At 36.1% G+C, this 20,968-nt stretch carries 18 protein-coding genes; 7 read left to right on the top strand and 11 right to left on the bottom strand.

What is annotated here, in order from left to right:
- Positions 1-594: 594 nt before the first annotated feature.
- Positions 595-1,065 (bottom strand): AsnC family transcriptional regulator, encoded by a 471-nt coding sequence (locus AACZ92_RS14605; RefSeq protein ID WP_339702778.1) that lies wholly within the window; start codon positions 1,063-1,065, stop codon positions 595-597.
- Positions 1,066-1,395: 330 nt separating this feature from the next.
- Between AACZ92_RS14605 and AACZ92_RS14600 the strand changes: the two genes are divergently transcribed.
- The 6 genes from AACZ92_RS14600 (at position 1,396) to AACZ92_RS14575 (ending at position 9,211) form a co-directional block, all read left to right on the top strand.
- A complete protein-coding gene (locus AACZ92_RS14600) occupies positions 1,396-2,658 on the top strand; it encodes a hypothetical protein (protein ID WP_339702775.1) in 1,263 nt (420 codons plus the stop codon).
- Positions 2,659-2,724: 66 nt separating this feature from the next.
- Positions 2,725-4,002 carry a 4-aminobutyrate--2-oxoglutarate transaminase gene (gene gabT / locus AACZ92_RS14595; protein WP_339702772.1) on the top strand — a complete coding sequence of 426 codons (1,278 nt, stop codon included), beginning with the start codon at positions 2,725-2,727 and terminating at the stop codon, positions 4,000-4,002.
- Positions 4,003-4,040: 38 nt separating this feature from the next.
- Positions 4,041-5,114: a cyclase family protein gene (locus tag AACZ92_RS14590; RefSeq protein WP_339702769.1), complete on the top strand. Its 1,074-nt coding sequence runs from the start codon at positions 4,041-4,043 to the stop codon at positions 5,112-5,114.
- Positions 5,115-5,129: 15 nt separating this feature from the next.
- Positions 5,130-6,278, top strand: a complete 1,149-nt coding sequence (locus AACZ92_RS14585; RefSeq protein WP_339702766.1) for an iron-containing alcohol dehydrogenase — start codon at positions 5,130-5,132, stop codon at positions 6,276-6,278.
- Between the two features lie 34 nt (positions 6,279-6,312).
- On the top strand, positions 6,313-7,698 hold the full coding sequence (locus AACZ92_RS14580; protein WP_339702763.1) for a hypothetical protein: 1,386 nt from the start codon (positions 6,313-6,315) through the stop codon (positions 7,696-7,698).
- A 31-nt stretch (positions 7,699-7,729) separates the two neighbouring features.
- A complete protein-coding gene (locus AACZ92_RS14575) occupies positions 7,730-9,211 on the top strand; it encodes an NAD-dependent succinate-semialdehyde dehydrogenase (RefSeq protein WP_339702760.1) in 1,482 nt (493 codons plus the stop codon).
- A 322-nt stretch (positions 9,212-9,533) separates the two neighbouring features.
- Here AACZ92_RS14575 and argH read toward each other — a convergent pair whose 3' ends face one another.
- From argH to AACZ92_RS14530, 9 genes are all read right to left on the bottom strand, one after another.
- Entirely contained in the window at positions 9,534-10,805 is a 1,272-nt protein-coding gene (gene argH, locus AACZ92_RS14570) for an argininosuccinate lyase (protein WP_339702757.1), read from the bottom strand.
- Between the two features lie 36 nt (positions 10,806-10,841).
- Positions 10,842-11,912, bottom strand: coding sequence for a M20 family metallo-hydrolase (locus AACZ92_RS14565; RefSeq protein ID WP_339702754.1), 1,071 nt, complete (start codon positions 11,910-11,912; stop codon positions 10,842-10,844).
- Complete coding sequence (gene argB / locus AACZ92_RS14560) at positions 11,909-12,688, bottom strand: acetylglutamate kinase (protein WP_339702751.1); 780 nt, start codon at positions 12,686-12,688, stop codon at positions 11,909-11,911. Before argB ends, AACZ92_RS14565 begins: the two co-directional genes overlap by 4 nt.
- Positions 12,685-13,626 carry an acetylornithine carbamoyltransferase gene (locus tag AACZ92_RS14555; RefSeq protein WP_339702749.1) on the bottom strand — a complete coding sequence of 314 codons (942 nt, stop codon included), beginning with the start codon at positions 13,624-13,626 and terminating at the stop codon, positions 12,685-12,687. The genes argB and AACZ92_RS14555 overlap by 4 nt, the downstream gene beginning before the upstream one ends.
- A gap of 1 nt (position 13,627) precedes the next feature.
- Positions 13,628-14,752: an aminotransferase class III-fold pyridoxal phosphate-dependent enzyme gene (locus tag AACZ92_RS14550; RefSeq protein WP_339702746.1), complete on the bottom strand. Its 1,125-nt coding sequence runs from the start codon at positions 14,750-14,752 to the stop codon at positions 13,628-13,630.
- 23 nt (positions 14,753-14,775) lie between these two features.
- Complete coding sequence (argC, locus tag AACZ92_RS14545) at positions 14,776-15,753, bottom strand: N-acetyl-gamma-glutamyl-phosphate reductase (protein WP_339702743.1); 978 nt, start codon at positions 15,751-15,753, stop codon at positions 14,776-14,778.
- A gap of 2 nt (positions 15,754-15,755) precedes the next feature.
- Positions 15,756-16,952 carry an argininosuccinate synthase gene (gene argG, locus AACZ92_RS14540; RefSeq protein WP_339702740.1) on the bottom strand — a complete coding sequence of 399 codons (1,197 nt, stop codon included), beginning with the start codon at positions 16,950-16,952 and terminating at the stop codon, positions 15,756-15,758.
- A complete protein-coding gene (locus AACZ92_RS14535; RefSeq protein WP_339702737.1) occupies positions 16,949-17,569 on the bottom strand; it encodes a GNAT family N-acetyltransferase in 621 nt (206 codons plus the stop codon). The genes argG and AACZ92_RS14535 overlap by 4 nt, the downstream gene beginning before the upstream one ends.
- A gap of 394 nt (positions 17,570-17,963) precedes the next feature.
- On the bottom strand, positions 17,964-18,395 hold the full coding sequence (locus AACZ92_RS14530; protein ID WP_339702735.1) for a TolC family protein: 432 nt from the start codon (positions 18,393-18,395) through the stop codon (positions 17,964-17,966).
- Positions 18,396-18,727: 332 nt separating this feature from the next.
- Here AACZ92_RS14530 and AACZ92_RS14525 point away from each other — a divergent pair, with 332 nt between their 5' ends.
- Positions 18,728-19,468 carry an acyl-CoA desaturase gene (locus AACZ92_RS14525; RefSeq protein WP_339702732.1) on the top strand — a complete coding sequence of 247 codons (741 nt, stop codon included), beginning with the start codon at positions 18,728-18,730 and terminating at the stop codon, positions 19,466-19,468.
- Between the two features lie 116 nt (positions 19,469-19,584).
- On the opposite strand, the gene AACZ92_RS14520 is transcribed toward AACZ92_RS14525, so the two are convergent.
- Positions 19,585-20,898 (bottom strand): DEAD/DEAH box helicase, encoded by a 1,314-nt coding sequence (locus tag AACZ92_RS14520; RefSeq protein ID WP_339702729.1) that lies wholly within the window; start codon positions 20,896-20,898, stop codon positions 19,585-19,587.
- Between the last annotated feature and the right edge of the window lie 70 nt (positions 20,899-20,968).

The raw sequence follows: 20,968 nt of genomic DNA, 5'->3' as shown, positions 1-20,968 counted from the left end.
ATTTAAAATTAGTAAATTCGAATTAATAACTGTCCTATTTTTAGGGAAGCCTACAGGTGAGTTGTTTAAGTTTTGCCTTAAACCCCTTCCATTTTGACGATTTAACCACTAATTGATATTTCCCTTTTTCTCCCTTCTTATAGGTAGGTACAAAACCAAACCCTAGTACTTGAAAGGTTAAAGGGTTAGGTGTGCCACTTTTCTCTCTGTTTATTGGTAGTTGGAGTTTGTTCCGCAGAAATTTGTAGATACTGTTACCTACTCTTTTTGCCGCCAGTTTACTTCTTACACCACACCACTATACATACACAACAAACGATATATGGCAACATCGCTAAATAAATTATTTTTACCAAAATGAGCTTTTGAAATTTGTACCCGCTATATTTTAAGGGTGTATAACGTTTTATGAGGCCAAAAAAGCCATCCTATACGGTACTATTTCGTTTTGGAAAACAGGTACTGCCCTATCCATACTATTGTAAGGGCCTTGTCGCTTGGCAGTTTATCAAACTAGGCATTGGTACAAGATATGGGCACAAATAAATGAGATATAGAACGACTTTTGTTTTATTTAGGGTTGCGCTAGGTACCCTATTGCCCCCATTTTAAAACGTCTAGATACATGGTGATCTGAGACTCGTCCATGCCATCAATGTTGTTTATATCGTCTATAATCGTTAATAAATGCCTGTTGTTATTACACATTAAGTTAATCTCAATGTTGTACTTACCCGAGGTAATAGCCAAAAAACTAACTTCAGATAGTTTTGATATTTTGGTAAGTGCATTTTTCATCTTTGAGGCTGGTTTAATAGACAACATAACTCTCACATAGGAGTTTAATCCCAATTTTTCTGGCTCCGCACGACCGATTATTCGAAGTATTTTTTCATCAACTATTCTATTATACCTATTTCTAATAGTGCTAACCGCCACATTTAAATCGTCAGAAATCTCCGTAAAAGATTTTCTGCCGTCCTGTTGAAGGTGCTTTATTATTTTATAATCCAACTCATCGAGCTGTGCTTCCATTTGTGGCCCTTCCATTTTAAGTCTTTCCATATCTGTAATCGTTTTATTATAATTAATCACCTAACATAATTACCTACGAAATTAGCTTTTTATAATTCAAATAAAAGCTTAATGCATCGCGCTTTTATTTTTCACTTCTAAATATTGTTTTTTTCCTATACCCTCATTTCCTATAAATATAAGAGTTAACGCACCATTAATAATAGGAATTTAACGCCTTCTTATATTTTGGAGTTATGGCAAATATCGCAAAAAAACACAGTTGTTTGAAATATTTTGCAAAAAAGATATGTATTTACGAAAAATAATACATAATATTGCTGTGATAATGATAAAAAAACAACCCTTAAATTACTAAATATGAAAAAAAAGTCCTCTAAAATTATCATATGTATAATGGTATTTTTTACATTTTTTACTACCTCGAATGGATATAGCCAAGACGGAAAAGAAGCACCTCAATACCAAGGCCTACAATTGAAAGTAAATGACAATTGGAAATTAAATTTTTCTGGTCAGATTAATGCGTATTACGTGTATACCGCTCAGAAGGAAGATAAAGAAAATGGAGTTGAAAAGGAGGGCTTTCATTCGATACAGAATGGAATTAACCAAGCCACTATTGCTTTTAATCCTGTTTACTCCATGGAAAATGGGATGACTGTTTCGGGAACGTTCGATTTAGCTTTTGGTCTTACTAATCACGGGGTAGACTCATCTGCACCAGCTGTGACCGGGTTTGGATACTCATCGGTTGATATTCGTCAAGCTTTTATAAAAGTATCTACCTTGGAGGCTGGTTCTTTTCTTATTGGTAAAACTTTTGGGGGCTTTGGTTTAGATGCTTTACTTCATGATGTAAGTGTTTTAGGAATTGGAGCTAATTACTCGTATGATAATCCACAAAACACTACCTTAGCCGGGATTGGATACGGTTATATATTTGCAGATAAAATCGCACAAATTAATTACACTACCCCTACTATTTTCAACGGAACATCTCGTTTAACAGTGGGCGTGTATGAGCCATTTGCTACTTCAGATTTTAACGGTTCTTTTGGTGATGCCTTTGGTGTGACCGACAACCCGAATGGTTTAGGGTATCAAGGTAAGTTTGTATTTAATAAAAGCTTTAAAAAATTGAATGTATATGTCAGTAGTTCATTTATTTCTCAAGAAGTATCTGATAACCAACAAGATTTAGACCTTAACGGGTTTGGCGTAGATGCATTTTTAAAAATGGATTATGGCGGGTTCGCACTATCTGGCTATTACTATACAGCCGATGGTATAGGTGATGCCGGTATTATGTTTGGCCCTGTTATTACTGTAGATTCGGTAGTTAAAACGATTAAAACAGATGGGTATTATGGGCAACTAACCTATACCTTACCTACCTATCCAGTTACCTTAGGAATGCATTATGGCGCTAGTAGGGTTAAAGATAAAATTACAGACAATGGTTTAGCGTATAGCGATAGTGCTACTAGATTTACCAATAGTGTATCGTATGCCATAAACGCTAACCTCGTGTTAAAAACGGAGTATACGATTCAAGGCAGACATAAGGTTTTTGCCCCAGAAGCTAATGTATTTTCACTAGGTGGTTACTTCCTATTTTAAAAAAGTTAAAGAAGTAGTCGCATAATAACCTGAGTGTATTATAACCAATACTAACAGTTTTACAATATGAACAATAACAACGATCTTCAAAAAAGAAAAGAGATGGCCATTGCAGCGGGTCAGAAAAACTTATTTCCACGTTACATAGACAAGGCTAAAAATGCTGAAATATGGGATGTAGAAGGAGCTCGTTATATTGATTTTTGTGCTGGTATTGCGGTAACCAATGTGGGTCATTGTCATCCTAAACTTATGGCCGCTGTGCAGCAACAACTACGTAATTTTACACATTCGTGTGTTATGATTAACCCTTATGAATCTGCTGTAGTATTAGCTGAAAAACTAAATGAATTAGTACCTATCACACATGCCAAAACTGTTTTTTTAAACAGTGGTGCTGAAGCCGTAGAAAATGCTATTAAAATAGCTAAAGCCTATACAAAGCGGTCTAGTATTATTTCATTTGTTGGTGCATTTCATGGTAGAACACATATGTGTTTAGGGTTAACGGGAACATACAAACCCTATAAAGAAGGCTTTGGCCCTTTTCCTACCGGAATCTATCACATTCCCTTTCCAAATAAAAACTATGGAATAACAGTTGAAGATTCTTTAAATAAACTTAAAAGCCTTTTTAAAACGACCGTTGATCCTTCTGAGATTGCAGCTATACTTATAGAACCTGTACAAGGAGAAGGTGGTTTTCACATTGCTCCTAACACGTTTATTCAGGAATTAAGAGCACTATGTAACCTGTATGGCATTCTACTTATATGTGATGAAATTCAGACTGGATTTGCTCGTACGGGTGTTTTTTTTGCAGTAGAACACAGCCAGGTAGAGCCAGACCTTATAACGATTGGTAAAGGTTTGGCTAATGGCATTCCCCTATCTGCAGTAGTTGGAAAAGAAGAGGTGATGGATGCGGCAAAAAGTCTGGGAGGAACTTTTGGAGGTTCGCCTATAGGGTGTCAATCTGCACTTGCAGTTATCGACATCATAAATGAAGAAAACCTTTGTGAACGCGCCTTTGAAATAGGGAAAATATGTGTTGATCATCTTAATAAACTGAAAGACCGATACCCTGAAAAAATTGCTTGTGTTAGAAACTTGGGGGCTATGATTGCTATAGAACTTGTACACAATGGCAGTTTTGAACAAGCAGATGGTGCCAGTACTAAAAAAATAATTGAACATGCATCCAACCGTGGTTTGCTCCTTCTTTCCTGTGGGATGGAGGGCAATATAATTAGGTTACTACCTCCCTTAACCATAGAATATGAGACCTTACATGAAGGGCTTACTATTCTTACTAAAACAATAACAGAATTGTTTTCAACTTAAAATTTATAAATTTTTTACTAATTAAAATTTTTAACATCATGAAAAAAAATCAAAAAATGAAACTATCAAAAATAAAAACTTCTTTGTTTAAAGCAACGACCCATACTGGTGTATTGCTATTGCTTTTATTTTTTAGTGCATCGCTAAGTGCGCAGCAAACCACCATGGATAAAATACAGAAAGATGCACCTTCTAATTGGGGAAAATGGGGCCCAGAAGATAAGATTGGAGGTTTAAATTATCTAGATGACGCGCAAACATTAAGAGGTATACAAGAAGTTAAAACAGGAAAGCGTTTTACCTTACAATTACCCATGACCCACGGTGTTGGTCCTGTTTTTCCAGGACGTCTGCCTGTAGAGCACTTTATGTCTCAAGATGAAAGCACATTTGCTAGTGGGAAAAAAGACATTTTACCAGGAGGTATGAAATACTCTGACGATGTTGTATACATGTATTTACAAGGAACCTCTCACGTAGATGCCCTTGGGCACGCTTGGTATGGCAATCAAATTTATGGAGGAAAATCTGCTAACAACACTGTAGATGGACATAGCTTTGTTGGTGTTGGCGAATTGGCAGAAAAAGGAATTACAGGTAGAGGTATCCTTATCGATGTAGGAGTTGCTTTAGGCGATGCTAACGGAAGATTAGCCCCTAATACATGCATCACTTTAGATGATATTAAGGCAGTTGCAAAGAAACAAGGTGTAACTATTGAAAAAAGAGATATTCTAGTAATCCGTACAGGTTCTATGGGACGTTTCTATGACGAAGAGGATCATAAAAATTGGGAAGCTTCTACAGAGCCTGGCTTATGTTATAGTAAAGAACTAGTACAATGGATAGCAGATATGGAAATCCCTGTAATAGCTTCTGATAATTTAGCGGTTGAAAAATCTTTTCAAGAAATTGATGGCGAACAAGCTGTAATCCCTTTACATGGAGCTTTAATACGTGATTTAGGAGTAGTATTAACAGAAATCTACTGGCTAGAAGACCTATCTGAAGATTGCAAGAAAGACAAGAAATATACCTTCTTTTTTAGTGCAGCGCCTTTAAAGATGAAAAAAGGTTCTGGTTCACCTGTTAACCCAATTGTAATAAAATAAATAAACATAGATATTATGAGTGTAGCAAAATTTAAATCGGCACACGAAGTTGCAGTGGGCCGAGAATCAATACAAGAGTTAAAAGACTACATGAATAAACTGGGTATGAACAATCCCTTTATCGTAACAGATAAAGGGATTCGAAACTCAGGAACTCTTGAAATTGTAACCTCTTTATTAGAAGATAATACCTTTACTATATATGATCATGTGGCTCCTGAACCAGAAATGGTCATTGTAGAGGCCTGTAAAAAAGCATTCTTAAACTCAAAACACGATGGTATTATAGCTGTTGGTGGGGGTAGTGTCTTAGATACCGCTAAAATCATGGCGGTCTATGCTGAATATGATGGCCCTTTGGCCAGTCTGTTTGGTGAAGACAAAGTTCCGGGAAGAAACACCCCAATAATCGTTATTCCTACAACCGCAGGAACAGGATCTGAAGTTACTAATATTGGTATCCTCTCCGATACACAAGCTCAAGTTAAAAAAGGGATTGTTAGTAATCATTTACTTGTAGACGTTGCTTTAGTAGATCCGATAATGACTCTTAGTTGTCCTAAAAAAATAACTGCCGCCAGTGGCATAGATGCGCTCGTACATGCCATTGAGGCCTATTTGTCTACTCATTCAAATGAGATAACAGACGCGCTCTCGCTTAAAGCCATGAAGCTTATAATTAACAGTTTGCCAAAAGCATATGCGCAACCAAGCAACATAGATGCTAGAGAAGATATGGCTATGGGTAGTTTGTTAGCAGGAATGGCCTTTGGCAATGCAGGAGTAGGTGCTGTTCACGCCCTAGCCTATCCATTAGGCGGAAGGTTTCATATATCTCACGGGGTTAGTAATTCGCTATTGCTACCCTATGTAATGGAATGGAATAAAATGGCATGTGTTGAACGTTTTAGAGATATTGCTGAAGCCTTTGACGAAAATCTAGTTGACAAAACGAATGAACAGGCAGCCGATTTGGTGATTACACGTCTTCATAAAATTTGTAGCGATGTTGAGATTCCTCAAAAAATAAGTTCGTTTGATATTCCTGAATCTATTTTGCCCGAATTAGCGGCAGATGCGATACAGATAGATCGTTTGTTACGAAATAACCCGAGACAATTATCTGAACAAGATATTTTAGCAATCTACAAATCTGCCTATTAACAAGTAAAACAGCTTGTACATAACGCTGTGTAAATTGTTTGATACAATTAAAAATAAAAACATAGAAATGAATCGTTGGAAAAATCATGTAAATGGAGAAGAAGCTCCATTTATTCCCCTAGGACCTTTCAAATTACGTTTGCCTTTCATCCATTATCGCTTTGAGTTACCTGATTTTTTTCAAGGACTTTTAATGTGTGCGGTTGATTTGGCTGCTATCCCTCTTATGGTAGACCTATTAGATATGCCATTTGAAGCCGCTATCGCAATTGTAATGCTAAATGGTTTATTATACTTAACACATCATTTACTGGGAGACCCTGTTGTTCCCGGTTGGATTACACCAGCCATCCCGTTGCTAATAGCTTATGTAGAGCTATTTCCTGTGGGCCCCGATAGGGTTCATGCATTAATATCTTTTCAAATGACCCTCGGTATATTGGCGGTTGTTTTAGGGTCGACACGCTTGGCTTCTAAGGTTGTTCAAATTATTCCGCAGGCGATAAAATCTGGTGTTATCCTCGGTGCGGGTATTGCAGCAATTATGGTTGTTTTTAAGGAAGGAGGCCGTTTTGATTTATTTCCGTTGTCAATTAGTATTGCTGTAGGAATCGCATTTTATTTAATTTTTTCTAAACACTTTGCAAAATTAACTGCGAAGCGTCCCTTTTGGAGGAACATTGGTAATTTAGGTATTTTCCCGATCATTATTTTAGCGGTGGTAATTGCTCCATTATTAAATGAAGCGCCCTGGCCAACTATTGAATGGGGTATTACCCAGCCAAATTTTTCACTCATGTTTAGTGAGTATACCGTTTTTGGTGTAGGGCTTCCCCCGCTTAGCATGTTTCTTACCTCCATACCAACAGCTTTTGCTGCCTATATCGTTTTGTTTGGTGATGTGCTTCAAAGTAAAGCTATACTAGAAGAAGCCGATGAAATTAGAGCAGACGAAAAGATTGATTATGATGCCAATCGAGCTCATTTAATTTTTGGAGGTCGTAATATGCTCATGAGCATTTTTGGTCCTGATATCACCATGTCTGGTCCGCTTTGGTCGGCAATGCATATTGTAATTATTGAACGCTATAAAAAGGGAAAAAAATCAATGACCTCCATCTTTGGTGGATCTGGTTCATTTCGGTGGGGTACCAACGTGGGACTCTTGTTCTTACCTATCGTTAGTTTGGTGAAACCTATTTTAGGGATAGCACTAGCCTTAACACTATTAATTCAAGGTTTTGTTAGTTTTAGAATTGGAGTAATGGAAGCCAAGAGTAAAAAAGATTTAGGTATCGCCGGTGTAATAGCAGGAGTTCTAGTTACAAAAGGCGCTACTTGGGCTTTTGTTGCGGGAATTTTACTAACCTTTTTAATTTATGGGATTGATTTTTTTAAAGAACAAGAAAAAGATTTATAAAAAAAAGTAGTAAAAAAAAAAGAAGGAAATAATGAAAATAGATATAAAAAACGCAATAGAAAATCAATGTAATGGTTTGCTGCGTACTAAGTCTTTTATTAATGGAGTTTGGGTGTCTTCGGAAAATGAATCTACATTTGAAGTTACCAACCCTTTTGACAATTCTGTTATTGCTAATGTTGCGAATTTGGGAGGCTCAGAAACTAAAAAAGCCATCGATAGTGCGAACGAGGCTTTTAAAACTTGGAGTAAAACTACGGCTGAAGAGCGTTCTAGGCTATTAAAAAAACTGTATCAACTACAGTTGGATCATATAGAAGAATTAGCACAGCTATTAACTCTAGAGCAAGGTAAACCTTTAGTTGAATCGAGAGGTGAAATAAAATACGGAGCCTCATTTATAGAGTGGTTTGCCGAAGAAGCCAAGAGAACATATGGAGATACGATTCCTTCTCATGGTCATGATAAACGAATTATAACACTTAAACAAGCTGTTGGTGTTGTTGCAGCTATTACACCTTGGAATTTTCCAAATGCCATGATAACACGTAAAATTGCCCCAGCTCTTGCCGCCGGATGTACCGTTGTTATTAAGCCTGCCCATCAAACCCCATTATCTGCCTTAGCATTGGCCGCGTTGGTTGAGAAAGCTGGATTTCCTAAAGGAGTTTTTAACGTGATAACTTCAGATACAGCCAAAGAAATAGGTGATGAACTTACAGCTAACCCTATAGTGCGTAAACTGTCTTTTACTGGATCTACTAAGGTTGGGAAAACACTTATGCGTCAATGTTCCGATACAGTGAAAAAAGTTTCCATGGAACTGGGTGGAAATGCGCCTTTTATTGTATTTGAAGATGCCAATATTGATAATGCTGTACGTGGTGCAATCGCTTCAAAATACAGAAATGCAGGTCAGACTTGTGTTTGTACAAATAGAATTTTTGTTCATGATAACGTATACCAAACCTTTGTCGATAAGTTTACAGTTGCTGTTAACAAATTAAAAATGGGGTCGGGCTTGGACGAAGAAACAGCCATAGGCCCCTTAATAAATAGCGATGCCGTAACGTTTATTGATGGTTTGGTTAAAAATGCTGTAGGTGAAGGTGCTAAATTAATTACCGGGGGTGAAAAAATTGCCGATAAGGAAAACTTTTATCCTCCTACTATTTTAACTAACGTTACTAATAGTATGGAAATATGTAGAAATGAAATATTTGGATCCATAGCTCCTATAATAAGGTTTAAGGACGAAGCTGAAGTAGTTAAAATGGCTAATGATACACCTTATGGTTTAGCATCTTATTTCTATTCGAATGACTACGCTAAAATATGGAGGGTTTCCGAGGGCTTAGAATACGGTATGGTAGGTATAAATACAGGTATGATATCTACAACAGTAGCCCCATTTGGAGGTATTAAAGAAAGTGGAAATGGTCGTGAAGGATCTAAATATGGTATGGATGAGTATTTAGAAATAAAGTATGTATGTATTGGTGGTGTTTTATAAACTATGACCGTATATTAATTTTTAACGGTACTTAAATAATAGTTCCCCTACTTGAACCTGTTTTACAATGGCCCTATAGGAGAATGTCACTGGAGGAAGAACAAAAACTGAAATATGGAGGTGATTGTTCTGCCCCCAGGGCTGTTGTTCTCATCGAGAATAAGGAACAAGCCGTAGGCATTGCTAAACGCATCATCAACAAAAGAGCAACGCCATACGTTTACCTAAAGGAGAACCGTTTTTGTTGTATTACTAGGTGGAACACCTAATCCAAAGGTTTTTAGGGGAATTTCGAGAAAAAAAAACAAACAGAAATCCTATTTTATTCAAACTTATTTTTAATGTTTTCTAAACATAAGTTATGAATACTTCCTATGTGGCTATGCGCTTTTGAAGCCTCTCCTTTATAGGTTCCAGATACTACTTCTGCTCCTACTTGTTGATATGCTTCTCTAAAAGACATTCCATCTGCCACCAGATTATTAATACTATCTACGGTAAATAAGTATTTATATTTTTCATCCGTTACATTGATGTCATGAACCTCCATTTGTTTGATGGAAAAATTAAAAATTTCTAACATCGTTTTAAGTTCTTCAAAAGCGGCAATCATATTCTCTTTTAATAGCTGAAAGTCTCTATGATACCCACTTGGTAAGTTATTGGTAATTAAAATCATTTCAGATTGTAAGGCTTGTATTTTATTGCATTTTCCTCTTATCAGTTCGAAAACATCTGGGTTTTTCTTGTGCGGCATAATACTGCTCCCGGTAGTCAGTTCATCTGGAAAAGAAATAAATCCGAAGTTTTGACTCATATACAAACAAATATCCATCGCAAATCTAGACAGGGTATTTGCCAGACCGACAAACGCAGCGGCAATAGTCCGCTCGTTTTTACCTCTGCCCAACTGTGCAGCAACCACATTATATTTTAAGGTAGCAAAGCCCATCTCTTTGGTGGTATATGCTCTATCAATAGGAAAAGAGCTTCCGTATCCTGCTGCAGATCCCAACGGATTTTGATCTACTGTTTTTAAGGCGGCATTTAGCATGTACACATCATCTACCAAAAGTTCTGCATACGCAGAAAACCATAAACCGAAAGAGGAAGGCATGGCTACTTGTAAATGTGTGTAGCCCGGTAGCACTTGGTTTTTATGCGTTTCTGCTAAGGCTAAAAGCGTATCGAAAAACGTTTTCGTTTTATCTTTTATTGTCAGCAAATTATCTTTGTAATACAGATGGAGGGCTACTAACACTTGGTCGTTTCTTGATCGTGCCGTATGTATTTTCTTCCCTACGTCACCGTATTTTTTTGTTAGTTCGAATTCAATTTTAGAATGTACATCCTCAAAACTCGCTTCTATAACAAAGGTATTGTTTTCAATTTCGGTTTGTAATTCTTGTAAGCCTTCTACTAACTGGGCTAATTCAGTTGCATTAATAATCTTAATTTTGTGCAACATTTTGGCATGTGCAATAGATGCTTGTACGTCATATTTAGCAATATGCATATCGATTTTCCTATCGTTTCCAACCGTAAATTGTTCAATTTTTTTGTCTATAGCTATTCCTTTATCCCAAAGTTTCATTTGTGTTCTTTTTATACTGTTGATTATTTTACTTTTTTATACTATAACTTTATTCAGTAAATCGATGTATATTTTTATTCCTTCCTTAATTTCGTGAATGTAAATAAATTCATCTGCTGAATGAGATCGTGCACTATCACCAGGCCCTAACTTTAAAGATGGGCAGGTTAAGGTTGCTTGATCTGATAAGGTTGGTGAGCCATAGGTTTTTCTTCCTAAAGCAATTCCGGCTTGCACCAATTCATGTTCGATAGGAATAGATGAGGAATTTAATTTTAATCCTCTTGGGGTAATTTTATCACAAGGAGCATGTTCTTGCAGGATGGCAACAATATCTTGATTGGAGTACCTATCGTTTACTCGTACATCGATCACCAGTTTTACATGTGCAGGCACGGCGTTGTGTTGTTTTCCGGCATGGATTTGTGTAACGGTCATTTTTACATCTCCTAACGTATCTGAAGTCTTTTCAAACTTGAAATCTTGAAACCATTTTAAAACAGGAATGGTATTATAAATCGCGTTATTTGAATTTATATGAGCCGCATGACTGGGTCTTCCTTTTACTTCGGCATCAAAAACAACTAGGCCTTTTTCAGCTACGGCTACGTTCATTAATGTTGGCTCTCCAACGATAGCAACCTCAATTTTAGGAATAATAGGCAACATACTATTTAATCCATTATCCCCACTATTTTCTTCTTCTGCAGAAGCGACTATAACCAAATTATATTTTAAGTTTTTATGGTTATAAAAATGAGTAAATACCGCCATTAAAGACACTAAACAGCCCCCAGCATCATTACTTCCTAATCCATATAGTTTTTCACCTTCTACAATCGATTTTAAAGGATCTTTTGTGTATCCGTTATTTGGTTTCACTGTATCGTGGTGTGAGTTTAATAATACTGTTGGTTTGGAAGCATCAAAATGTTTATTGACTGCCCACACGTTGTGCCTATTTCTTTTATATGTAATCGTATGATCTACAAACCATTTTTCTATAAGCAAGGCCGTTTCCCCCTCTTCTCCTGAAAAAGAGGGTGTTTCTATTAGTTGTTTTAATAGCTCTATTGCTTCTCCTGTTAGTTCTTGTAGCGTTTTCATGAGTTTGCTATGCTTGTGCATTTTACATTTTTATTAGAAAGCATTTTCGGGGTTCCTATACAGACTTTTTGAACTTTTTGCTCTATAGCATGAAAGCAGTTATTGAGTTTAGGTAGCATCCCGTCTGCAATAATTTGATTGTCTAACAATCTTTTATACTCGTTACGATTTATTTTTTCAATCACCGAATCCGCCTTGTTTACATCTAATAACACCCCGTTTTTTTCAAAACAGTAATACAATTCTGTGTGGTATTTTTCTGCAAAAGCAATGGCTAATTCCGAAGCAATAGTATCTGCATTGGTGTTTAATAATTGTCCCTTTTCGTTATGTGTAATTGCTGAAAAAACGGGAGTTACCCCAGCATCTAACAACACTTCTAAAATTGAGGTATTTACCTTTATCACATCGCCTACAAAACCATAATCAAGATCTTTCACTTCTCTTTGTTTTGAGACAATCGTATTTCCATCTGCTCCAGTAAATCCAACTGATTTACAACCTTTTTGTTGAAGGGATGCAATGATATTTTTATTAATTTTCCCAGCATATACCATTGTAATGATATCTAAGGTCTCCGCATTGGTAACCCTTCGGCCATCCACAATAGTAACTTCCATCTGCATCTTTTTCGATACGTTGGTTACTATTTTACCACCACCGTGTACGAGTATTTTAGGGCCTTTAACAGTACAAAAAACGTTCAAAAATTCCTGTAAAGAAGTGGCATCGTCTATACTATTCCCTCCTATTTTTATTACTTTTAGTGTTTTCATGATGCGCTATTTTCTAACAGTTTTTTCAATACAATTTGTGCCGCGAAGGTTCTGTTATTGGTTTGATGTATGACCAACGAACGATCACTATCTAGCACCGCATCTGCTACAACAACGTTTCTTCTTACCGGCAAACAATGCATAAACTTAGCTTTTCCCAACTTTTCTTTTGTAATCATCCATTTTGGATCCTGAGACGTAACTTTTCCATACGCTTTATAATTACTCCAGTTTTTAGTGTACACAAAATCGGCATCTTGTAAGGCTTCTTCTTGATTATGGTTAATTGAAGTGTTTTTAGTGATTGCCGGATTTAATTCATACCCTTCTGGATGTGTAATTGAGAAGTCAACATCGAGTTCCTGCATCATGTGTACAAATGAATTAGCTACGGCATGGGGTAATGCTTTTGGATGTGGTGCCCACGACAAGACAACTTTTGGTTTCTTTTTAGTTTTTAACTCTTCTATAGTAATTGCATCCGTTAACGCCTGTAGCGGATGTGCTGTAGCGCTTTCCATATTTACTATAGGCACCGTAGCATATTTTATAAAACTGTTCATTACAAATTCCGATTCGTCTTGTTCTTTATTTTCTAACTTCGGAAATGCTCTAACAGCAATCACATCTGCATATTGAGAAATAACCTGAGCAGCTTCTTTTACATGTTCAGACGTATTTAAGTTCATAATCGTACCCTCTTCAAACTCCAACTCCCACGCATCACTTACATGTAATACCGTCACTTGCATTCCTAGATTTTTAGCTGCCTTTTCTGTACTTAATCGCGTTCGTAAGCTTGCATTAAAGAATACCATTACTAAGGTTTTGCGCTGCCCTAGTTTTTCAAATTGATACGGATTTTCTTTTAATTTAATAGCCTCTTGAATGGTATCAGCAATGCTATCCAAATCGTTAATACCTGTATATTTTTTCATACTATAGTTCTTTTTTTAAAGCATCAATCAATAAATCGATGTGTTTTTTTTGAAGGGTTAATGGTGGAAGAATTCTTAATACATTTGGGTTTTTGGCACTTCCCGTAACTATGTTGTGCGTAAAAATTAATTTTTTACGTACTTCAGCTATGGGAAAGTCAAATTCCAAACCTAACATTAAACCTCTGCCTTTTATGGTTTTTATTTTAGGCAGCCCTTGTATTTGTTCCATAAAATACGCCGAAATAGCTGATGCATTTTTCAATAGATTTTCATTTTCAATTACATCTAAAACGGAAATACACGCTGCACAGGCTACATGATTTCCACCAAATGTTGTTCCTAGCAAACCAAAAGAAGCTTTTATATTTGGGTGAATTAAAATTCCACCTATAGGAAATCCATTCCCCATTCCTTTCGCCATAGATATAATGTCTGGTGCTATATTGTGTTTTTGAAAAGCAAAGAAATCTCCCGTTCTTCCAAAACCAGACTGTACTTCATCTACAATAAACAAGGTGTTGTACTTTTTGCACAAAGCATCAAGCCCTTGGTAAAAGGCTGTAGTGCTTTCGTCTAACCCGCCCACACCTTGAATAATTTCTATTATTACAGCGCATACATCATTTTTCTGCAATGCATTTTCAACGGCTTCAATATTTCCTAATTCAAAAAAAGCAACGTCATGTTGTGCATTTATAGGGGCTATAATTGTAGGGTTGTCGGTTGCAGCAACGGCTGCCGATGTTCGGCCATGAAAGCCGTTTTTACATGCAAGTACTTTCTTTCTATTAGTATGAAAAGAGGCTAATTTTAATGCATTTTCATTCGCTTCTGCTCCTGAATTGCATAAAAACAATTGATACCCGTCACAGCCTGAAGCATTATTTAACTTAGAGCTTACTACGTTTTGTAAAGGGTTTTTAATAGCATTGCTATAAAACCCAATAGCTTTTAGCTGTTTGGTAATAGCTTCTACATACTCCGGATGAGAATGACCAATTGAAATAACCGCATGCCCTCCATACAGATCTAAATATTCGATATTTTTATCGTCATAAACATAAACATCTTCTGCTTTCACAGGGGTGATATCAAATAGTGGATATACATTAAATAAACTCATGATTTTTTAAATTGTTTGTTCTACTAAAAATAATTTGCTTTTAATTGCAGTCCTTCTACTTCTTCAAAGCCATTCATCAAATTCATATTCTGTACTGCTTGTCCTGAAGCTCCTTTTAATAAATTATCAATAGCACTTACTACTAATAATTTATTGTTGTGCTTCTGTAGATGAAGCAAACATTTGTTTGTATTTACTACTTGTTTTAAATGAATTTCTTCATCGGATACATATGTGAATTTTGAATCGTTATAAAACGCTTTATACATCGCCTTTGCCTCATCTAAAGTGCCCTCATACTTTGTGTATGCAGTTGCATAAATCCCTCTTGAAAAATCACCTCTATTCGGTATAAACATGATATCTGAATCATAGTTACCATGTAGTTGATTCAGGGTTTGATTCACTTCAGCTACATGTTGGTGTGTGAAAGCTTTATAGGTTGAAAAGTTATTATCTCTCCAAGTAAAGTGCGTAGTTTTAGATAAGGAAGTACCCGCACCTGTAGCACCCGTTACAGCATTTACATGTACATCGTCCTTTACTAAACCATGCTTTGCTAAAGGCAGTAAGGCTAACTGAATGGCTGTAGCAAAACAACCCGGATTGGCTATATAATTGGCCTTTACTATAGTTTCCTTTTGTAATTCAGGTAAACCATATACAAAGTCTTTATTTTCAAAACCCTCATTGGCAACCAATCTAAAATCATTTCCTAAATCAATGATTTTTGTCACCTTAGAAAAGGTGTGTTTTTTAAGTATTTTTTTTGAATTACCATGACCTAAACACAGAAATAAAACATCTACCTCTGGGTTTATCTCTTTCGTAAAAAACATATTTGTTGTCCCCACTAAATCTTGGTGTATCGTATTAATTTTTTTTCCGAAGTTAGAGGTACTATAGACAAAGTTTAATTCCACTTTTGGGTGGTGAATTAACAATCGAATAAGCTCCCCTGCTGTATATCCCGCTCCTCCAATGATTCCTACTTGTAACATATTTATGAATTTACTTGGTTGAATATTTTATTTTGATTGCTATAAATTTTGATAAAACCTTTGGCCTCATCTGCTGTCCAACCCAGATTCATTTCGCCGTAGCTTCCAAATTCAGCATTCATTAAATCATTATTAGATGTCACACCATCTACTGTAAAGTGATACGGTTTTAGGGTTACGGCTACATCCCCAGAAACATGAGTTTGACTGCTTTCTAAAAAAGCTTCCATATTTCTCATTACTGGATCTAAATAGATACCCTCATGCACATGTGTACCATACCAAGTAGCTACATACTCTTTGTGCTGTAACTGCCATTTAGTAAGGGTATGTTTTTCCAATACATGATGTGCTTTAATAAGTACCGTTGCAGCAGCAGCTTCAAAACCTACCCGGCCTTTAATACCTATAATGGTATCTCCTACGTGAATATCTCTTCCTATGGCAAAAGCAGAAGCCCTCTTGTTTAAAAGTTGGATGTTAACTTCTGGACTGTTTTTAACCCCGTTAAAGGCTATACATTCCCCTTTTTGAAAGGTAAGCGTCACTTTTTCTTCATCCTCCCTATCTTTTTTCAATTGAGAAGGAAAAGCTGATTCTGGTAATGGCGTGTTAGATGTCAAGGTTTCATCTCCGCCAACGCTTGTTCCCCACAGTCCTTTATTAATAGAGTATTTTGACTTTTCCCAAGATTTGTCTATCCCGTTTTTAACTAAGTAATCTATCTCTTCTTGCCTAGAAAGTTTAGCATCCCTTATTGGGGTTATAATTTGTATATCGGGTGCCAACACTTGAAAAATCATATCAAAACGCACTTGGTCATTGCCAGCTCCAGTACTACCGTGAGCAATGTATTTAGCGTCTATACGTTTTGCATACTCAATAATTTCGATGGCTTGTACCATACGTTCAGCACTTACAGATAAGGGATAGGTGTTGTTTTTTAGAACATTCCCATAAATAAGGTACTTAACCACCTTTTGATAAAATGTTGACACAGCATCAATATTTTTATAGCTAGTAGCCCCCATTTTATAGGCATTTGCTCTAATAGTATCAATATCATGTACTGTAAAGCCACCTGTATTAACGCTTACAGCGTGTACGTCAAATTTTTTATCCTTTGACAAAAGTACCGTGCAATACGAGGTGTCTAATCCACCGCTATACGCAATGACTAATTTTTTTGAAGTTTTCATTTTGATTTATTTTTATGTTGAAACACTGTTTCCTTAATGCTTTTTAGCCTTACAAAGACATTCTCTTTTACTTTTTTAGATGTAGACTCATTTTTAGATTTTGGATCATACAGCATACCTGTACACAAACACATTTTTTGATTGGTACGTTGCAATATGTCGTAGTTTTGGCAGGTTTTACAACCGTTCCAGAAAGCTTGATTATCTGTTAATTCAGAAAATGTAACGGGTTTGTATCCTAACTCGCTATTCATTTTTAAAACTGCTAATCCGGTTGTAATACTGAATATTTTGGAGTCGGGAAATTTAGCTCTAGAATGATTGAAAGCCATCTTTTTAATTTTCTTTGCCAACCCCCTTCCTCTAAAGTCGGGATGAACAATTAAGCCAGAGTTTGCCACAAACTTATTGTGGCCCCAAGATTCGATATAACAAAACCCTGCAAATTTGTCGTCTTCTAATGCAATAATCGCATTCCCAATTTCAATTTTAGAAATGATGTATTCTGGCGTTCTTTTAGCAATTCCTGTACCTCTAACACTAGCAGATTCGGCAATGGTATTGCAAATAATTTCCGCATATAAACTATGCGACTTATCAGTAATAACAATTTTCATTGTTTTATAGATTAAATGATTTTAGGAAAAAAAATAGTTGTGTGGAAAGAAGAACCGGACTCACCTAAGTTCCATAAAGTTAGCTATCACCCAAAGGGCGACGGCGGAAAAATTTGCATATAACAGCTGCGCTATTCGATTGAATACCGTTCTGTAAGAATAATATGAAGTTGAAATTGTACAAAAAATAAAAAATAAAAGTTACGTATATAGAAGTTTTTGTTTACTTAGCAGCGACAGCGTAAGCGAACAAATGCACTAGCAATAGTGCTACGTATTTTATTTTTTAAAAGTATCACCCTACAAAAGTAGGATTTTTTTTAAACTGTTTCCCTTTTATTTGAAGTTTTTACAATTAGCTACTTCATTTTTATCTTTTTTATTACCATCATAATCACCTCATCTTCTGCTTCTTTTCTACTTCTTCAAGTAAAATACGCTGTTCAAAAAGTAATTTATTTTGTTGTATTTGATTATTAATCTGGTTTCCCTGAAACAGCGTTACCGAGCTGCTCACTCCAACATTTGTACTATGAATTTGGTCTGAAACATAGTCACTAGTAATTGGGTCTATCGTATTTCCGTTAGAAAAATTTTGAGAAGCACTACCAAAAAGGTTCGGTAATCTTGAAGATTTAGCTTTACTATAATCTACTTCTGCAAGGTTTTTATCTAATGCAGCATCTTTTACCGTAATATTGTTCGCTAAAGCATAGTCAATGCTTTCCTGCAATGTCCATATTTTTGTAGTTCCCTTATCTGAAATTTCTTGTGCAAAAGAAATTTGCATACTTAACAAACTTGCTATGATTACATATAATTTCATTTTAATGTCTTTTTGTTTTACACCTCAAAGGTGAAGCTATATGCTACCTTATAAAACAGTAATAGACGTTTGGGGGTATTACCTATACGAAAGCCATTATTATATCGACGAGATTTTTATAGCATTGATTAAAGTGATTATCCGTGACTGGTTTTCTTTATTATAAAAGGTTTCCCTTCACTTACTAATCGAATCAGGAGCCGGTAACATTAAATAAATAGTAAGTTGATAAATTAAAGCAAGCAGCATATGAGCGAACCAATAATTCACATTTTATTAATTCAGATTCATTGTTTCCTTGACAACATCAAGTTATCTTTGTAAAAAAAAGTATGATCATCGTTATTTTTGTTTTGCTTCTTTGGTATGGGGGTCTGTTCTTTCAGTCTTTCTTTTTACACCGGTATGCAGCACACCAAGTTTTTACCATGTCCAAAACCATGGAGCGTATTACATTTGTATTAACTTGGATCTTTCAGGGGTCAAGTTATTTAAGCGCTTATGGTTATGGGATCATGCATCGTATGCATCATGCGTATACGGATACGAAAGACGACCCCCACTCTCCTTCTTATGACGCCAATTTGTTTGCCATGATGTGGAAGACAAAAACAATATATCAAGATATTAATAACCAACGTATTGCTGTAGATCAACGTTTTACCAAGAACGTCCCGCAATGGAAAAAATTCGATGTATTTGCTGGATCTCGCTTTTCAAGATTGCTCTGGGTTGCATTATATGTTCTATTCTTTGCTTTCTTTGCGACCGCTTGGTGGCAATGGCTATTATTACCAATTACCTTCTTTATGGCACCTATTCATGGGGTGATCATTAATTGGTTTGGGCATATTTATGGTTATGCCAATTATAAAATGAAAAATACCAGTAAAAATTTATTTCGATTCGATTTTTTAATGATGGGCGAAGGGTACCATAACAACCATCACAAGCATGCTAGTCGGGCTAATTTTGGTGTAAAATGGTACGAAATTGATATCACCTATTTGATAATACGGGTATTGGATGCTGTTGGTTGTATTCAGTTAAAACCTATTAAGGTAAGAAAATAGAAACGGTGGGAATATCGCGGAGCTACTGAAATTTTAATACAAAACTCTTTACTTAAATTAAAATAACTCCGTGGATACGGCCTTTCAAAACTAGGATTCATTTTAAAAAGTCACAATTAGCGTAGTAGCGTAACTCGTACTTTCTTCTTTTTCAAACGCGTATTATTTGTTTTTTCAATAACGCTCGCCACTTTATGCTTGGGTACGGCAACAAAGGCGCAGTCTTGTTTTAGTTCGATAACGCCTACTTCATCACCCTTTAATTTTCCCTGTTTAAAAAATAGACCGGCTAGATCTCCTTTTGAAATTTTATCTTTTCGTCCACCAGAAATATATAAAGTAGCCCAAGGCGATTGCATAGTGATATTCTTGCTTTTTAGTTTTACAACATCTGACGTTGTAATAAAACTAGGCGTACTTTCATGCTTCCATTGCAATACGTAAGCCGTACCTTCTGCGTTCATTCTCGCTGTTCTTCCATTTCTATGGGTAAATTCCTCGGCTTTTATCGGTAATTGATGGTGTATAATAAAGTTAAGTTCGGGAATGTCCAAACCACGTGCGGCAAGATCTGTCGCTATAATGATTTGGTGGGTTCCATTTCTAAATTTTATCAAAGCCCTTTCTCTGTCTAACTGTTCCAAATCGCCATGAAAACACCCGTGCGGAATGTTATTCTCTTTTAACGCATCGCTTACAAACTGTATGCTGTCTTTAAAATTACAAAATATAATACCTGGTTGATTGCCTATATTATGCAACAGATGGACCAAGGTTTGTATTTTATCCTTTTGTGGAGCGAGTACCTTTTTAATAGCTAAGTTAGTCGTTTTCGCCCCCAGGTAATCAATCACCTTTGGATTCTGTACTCCAGCAAAGGTTGGGATTTCAATCCCTTGTGTTGCTGAAGTTAAAATACGTTTTTCAATAGCAGGAAGATGTTCTATAATTTCGCGCATTTCGGTTTCAAAACCAACTTCTAACGATTTATCAAACTCATCCAACACAATGGTTTTAATCCCTGAAACCCCAAACGTTTCGCGCCGTAAGTGATCTGCCACTCGTCCTGGTGTACCAATGACAATGGCGGGCGTATGTGCTAAGTCTACTTTATCTTTTGAAAAAGGCCTTCCGCCATACACGGCATTGGCTTTAAAACCAGAACCCATTTCACGTATCACTTGCTCTATTTGTATTGCCAACTCACGTGAAGGAACCAAAATTAGTAACTGTACTGTATCACTAGCTACATCTAGAGCATTGAGTGTAGGTAATAAAAAAGCAACCGTTTTACCGGTTCCTGTAGGAGATAACAACACGGTATTTGAGTTTGCAGTAATAGCTGAAAGTGCTTTTTCCTGCATAGGATTTAAAGCTGTGATCCCTAGTTTTGCTAAGATTTCCTGTTGAGATTTGAATTGGTTTGACATGAGGAGTTGGTAGTTAGTAGTTAGTAGTTAGTAGTTAGTAGTTAGTAGTTAGTAGTTAGTAGTTAGTAGT

Origin of the sequence: uncultured Marixanthomonas sp., assembly GCF_963974425.1 — a bacterium.
In the GTDB taxonomy this organism is placed as follows: domain Bacteria; phylum Bacteroidota; class Bacteroidia; order Flavobacteriales; family Flavobacteriaceae; genus Marixanthomonas.
The sequence above is the reverse complement of the archived record's forward strand: the minus strand, read 5'-3'. Positions and strand labels throughout refer to the sequence as shown.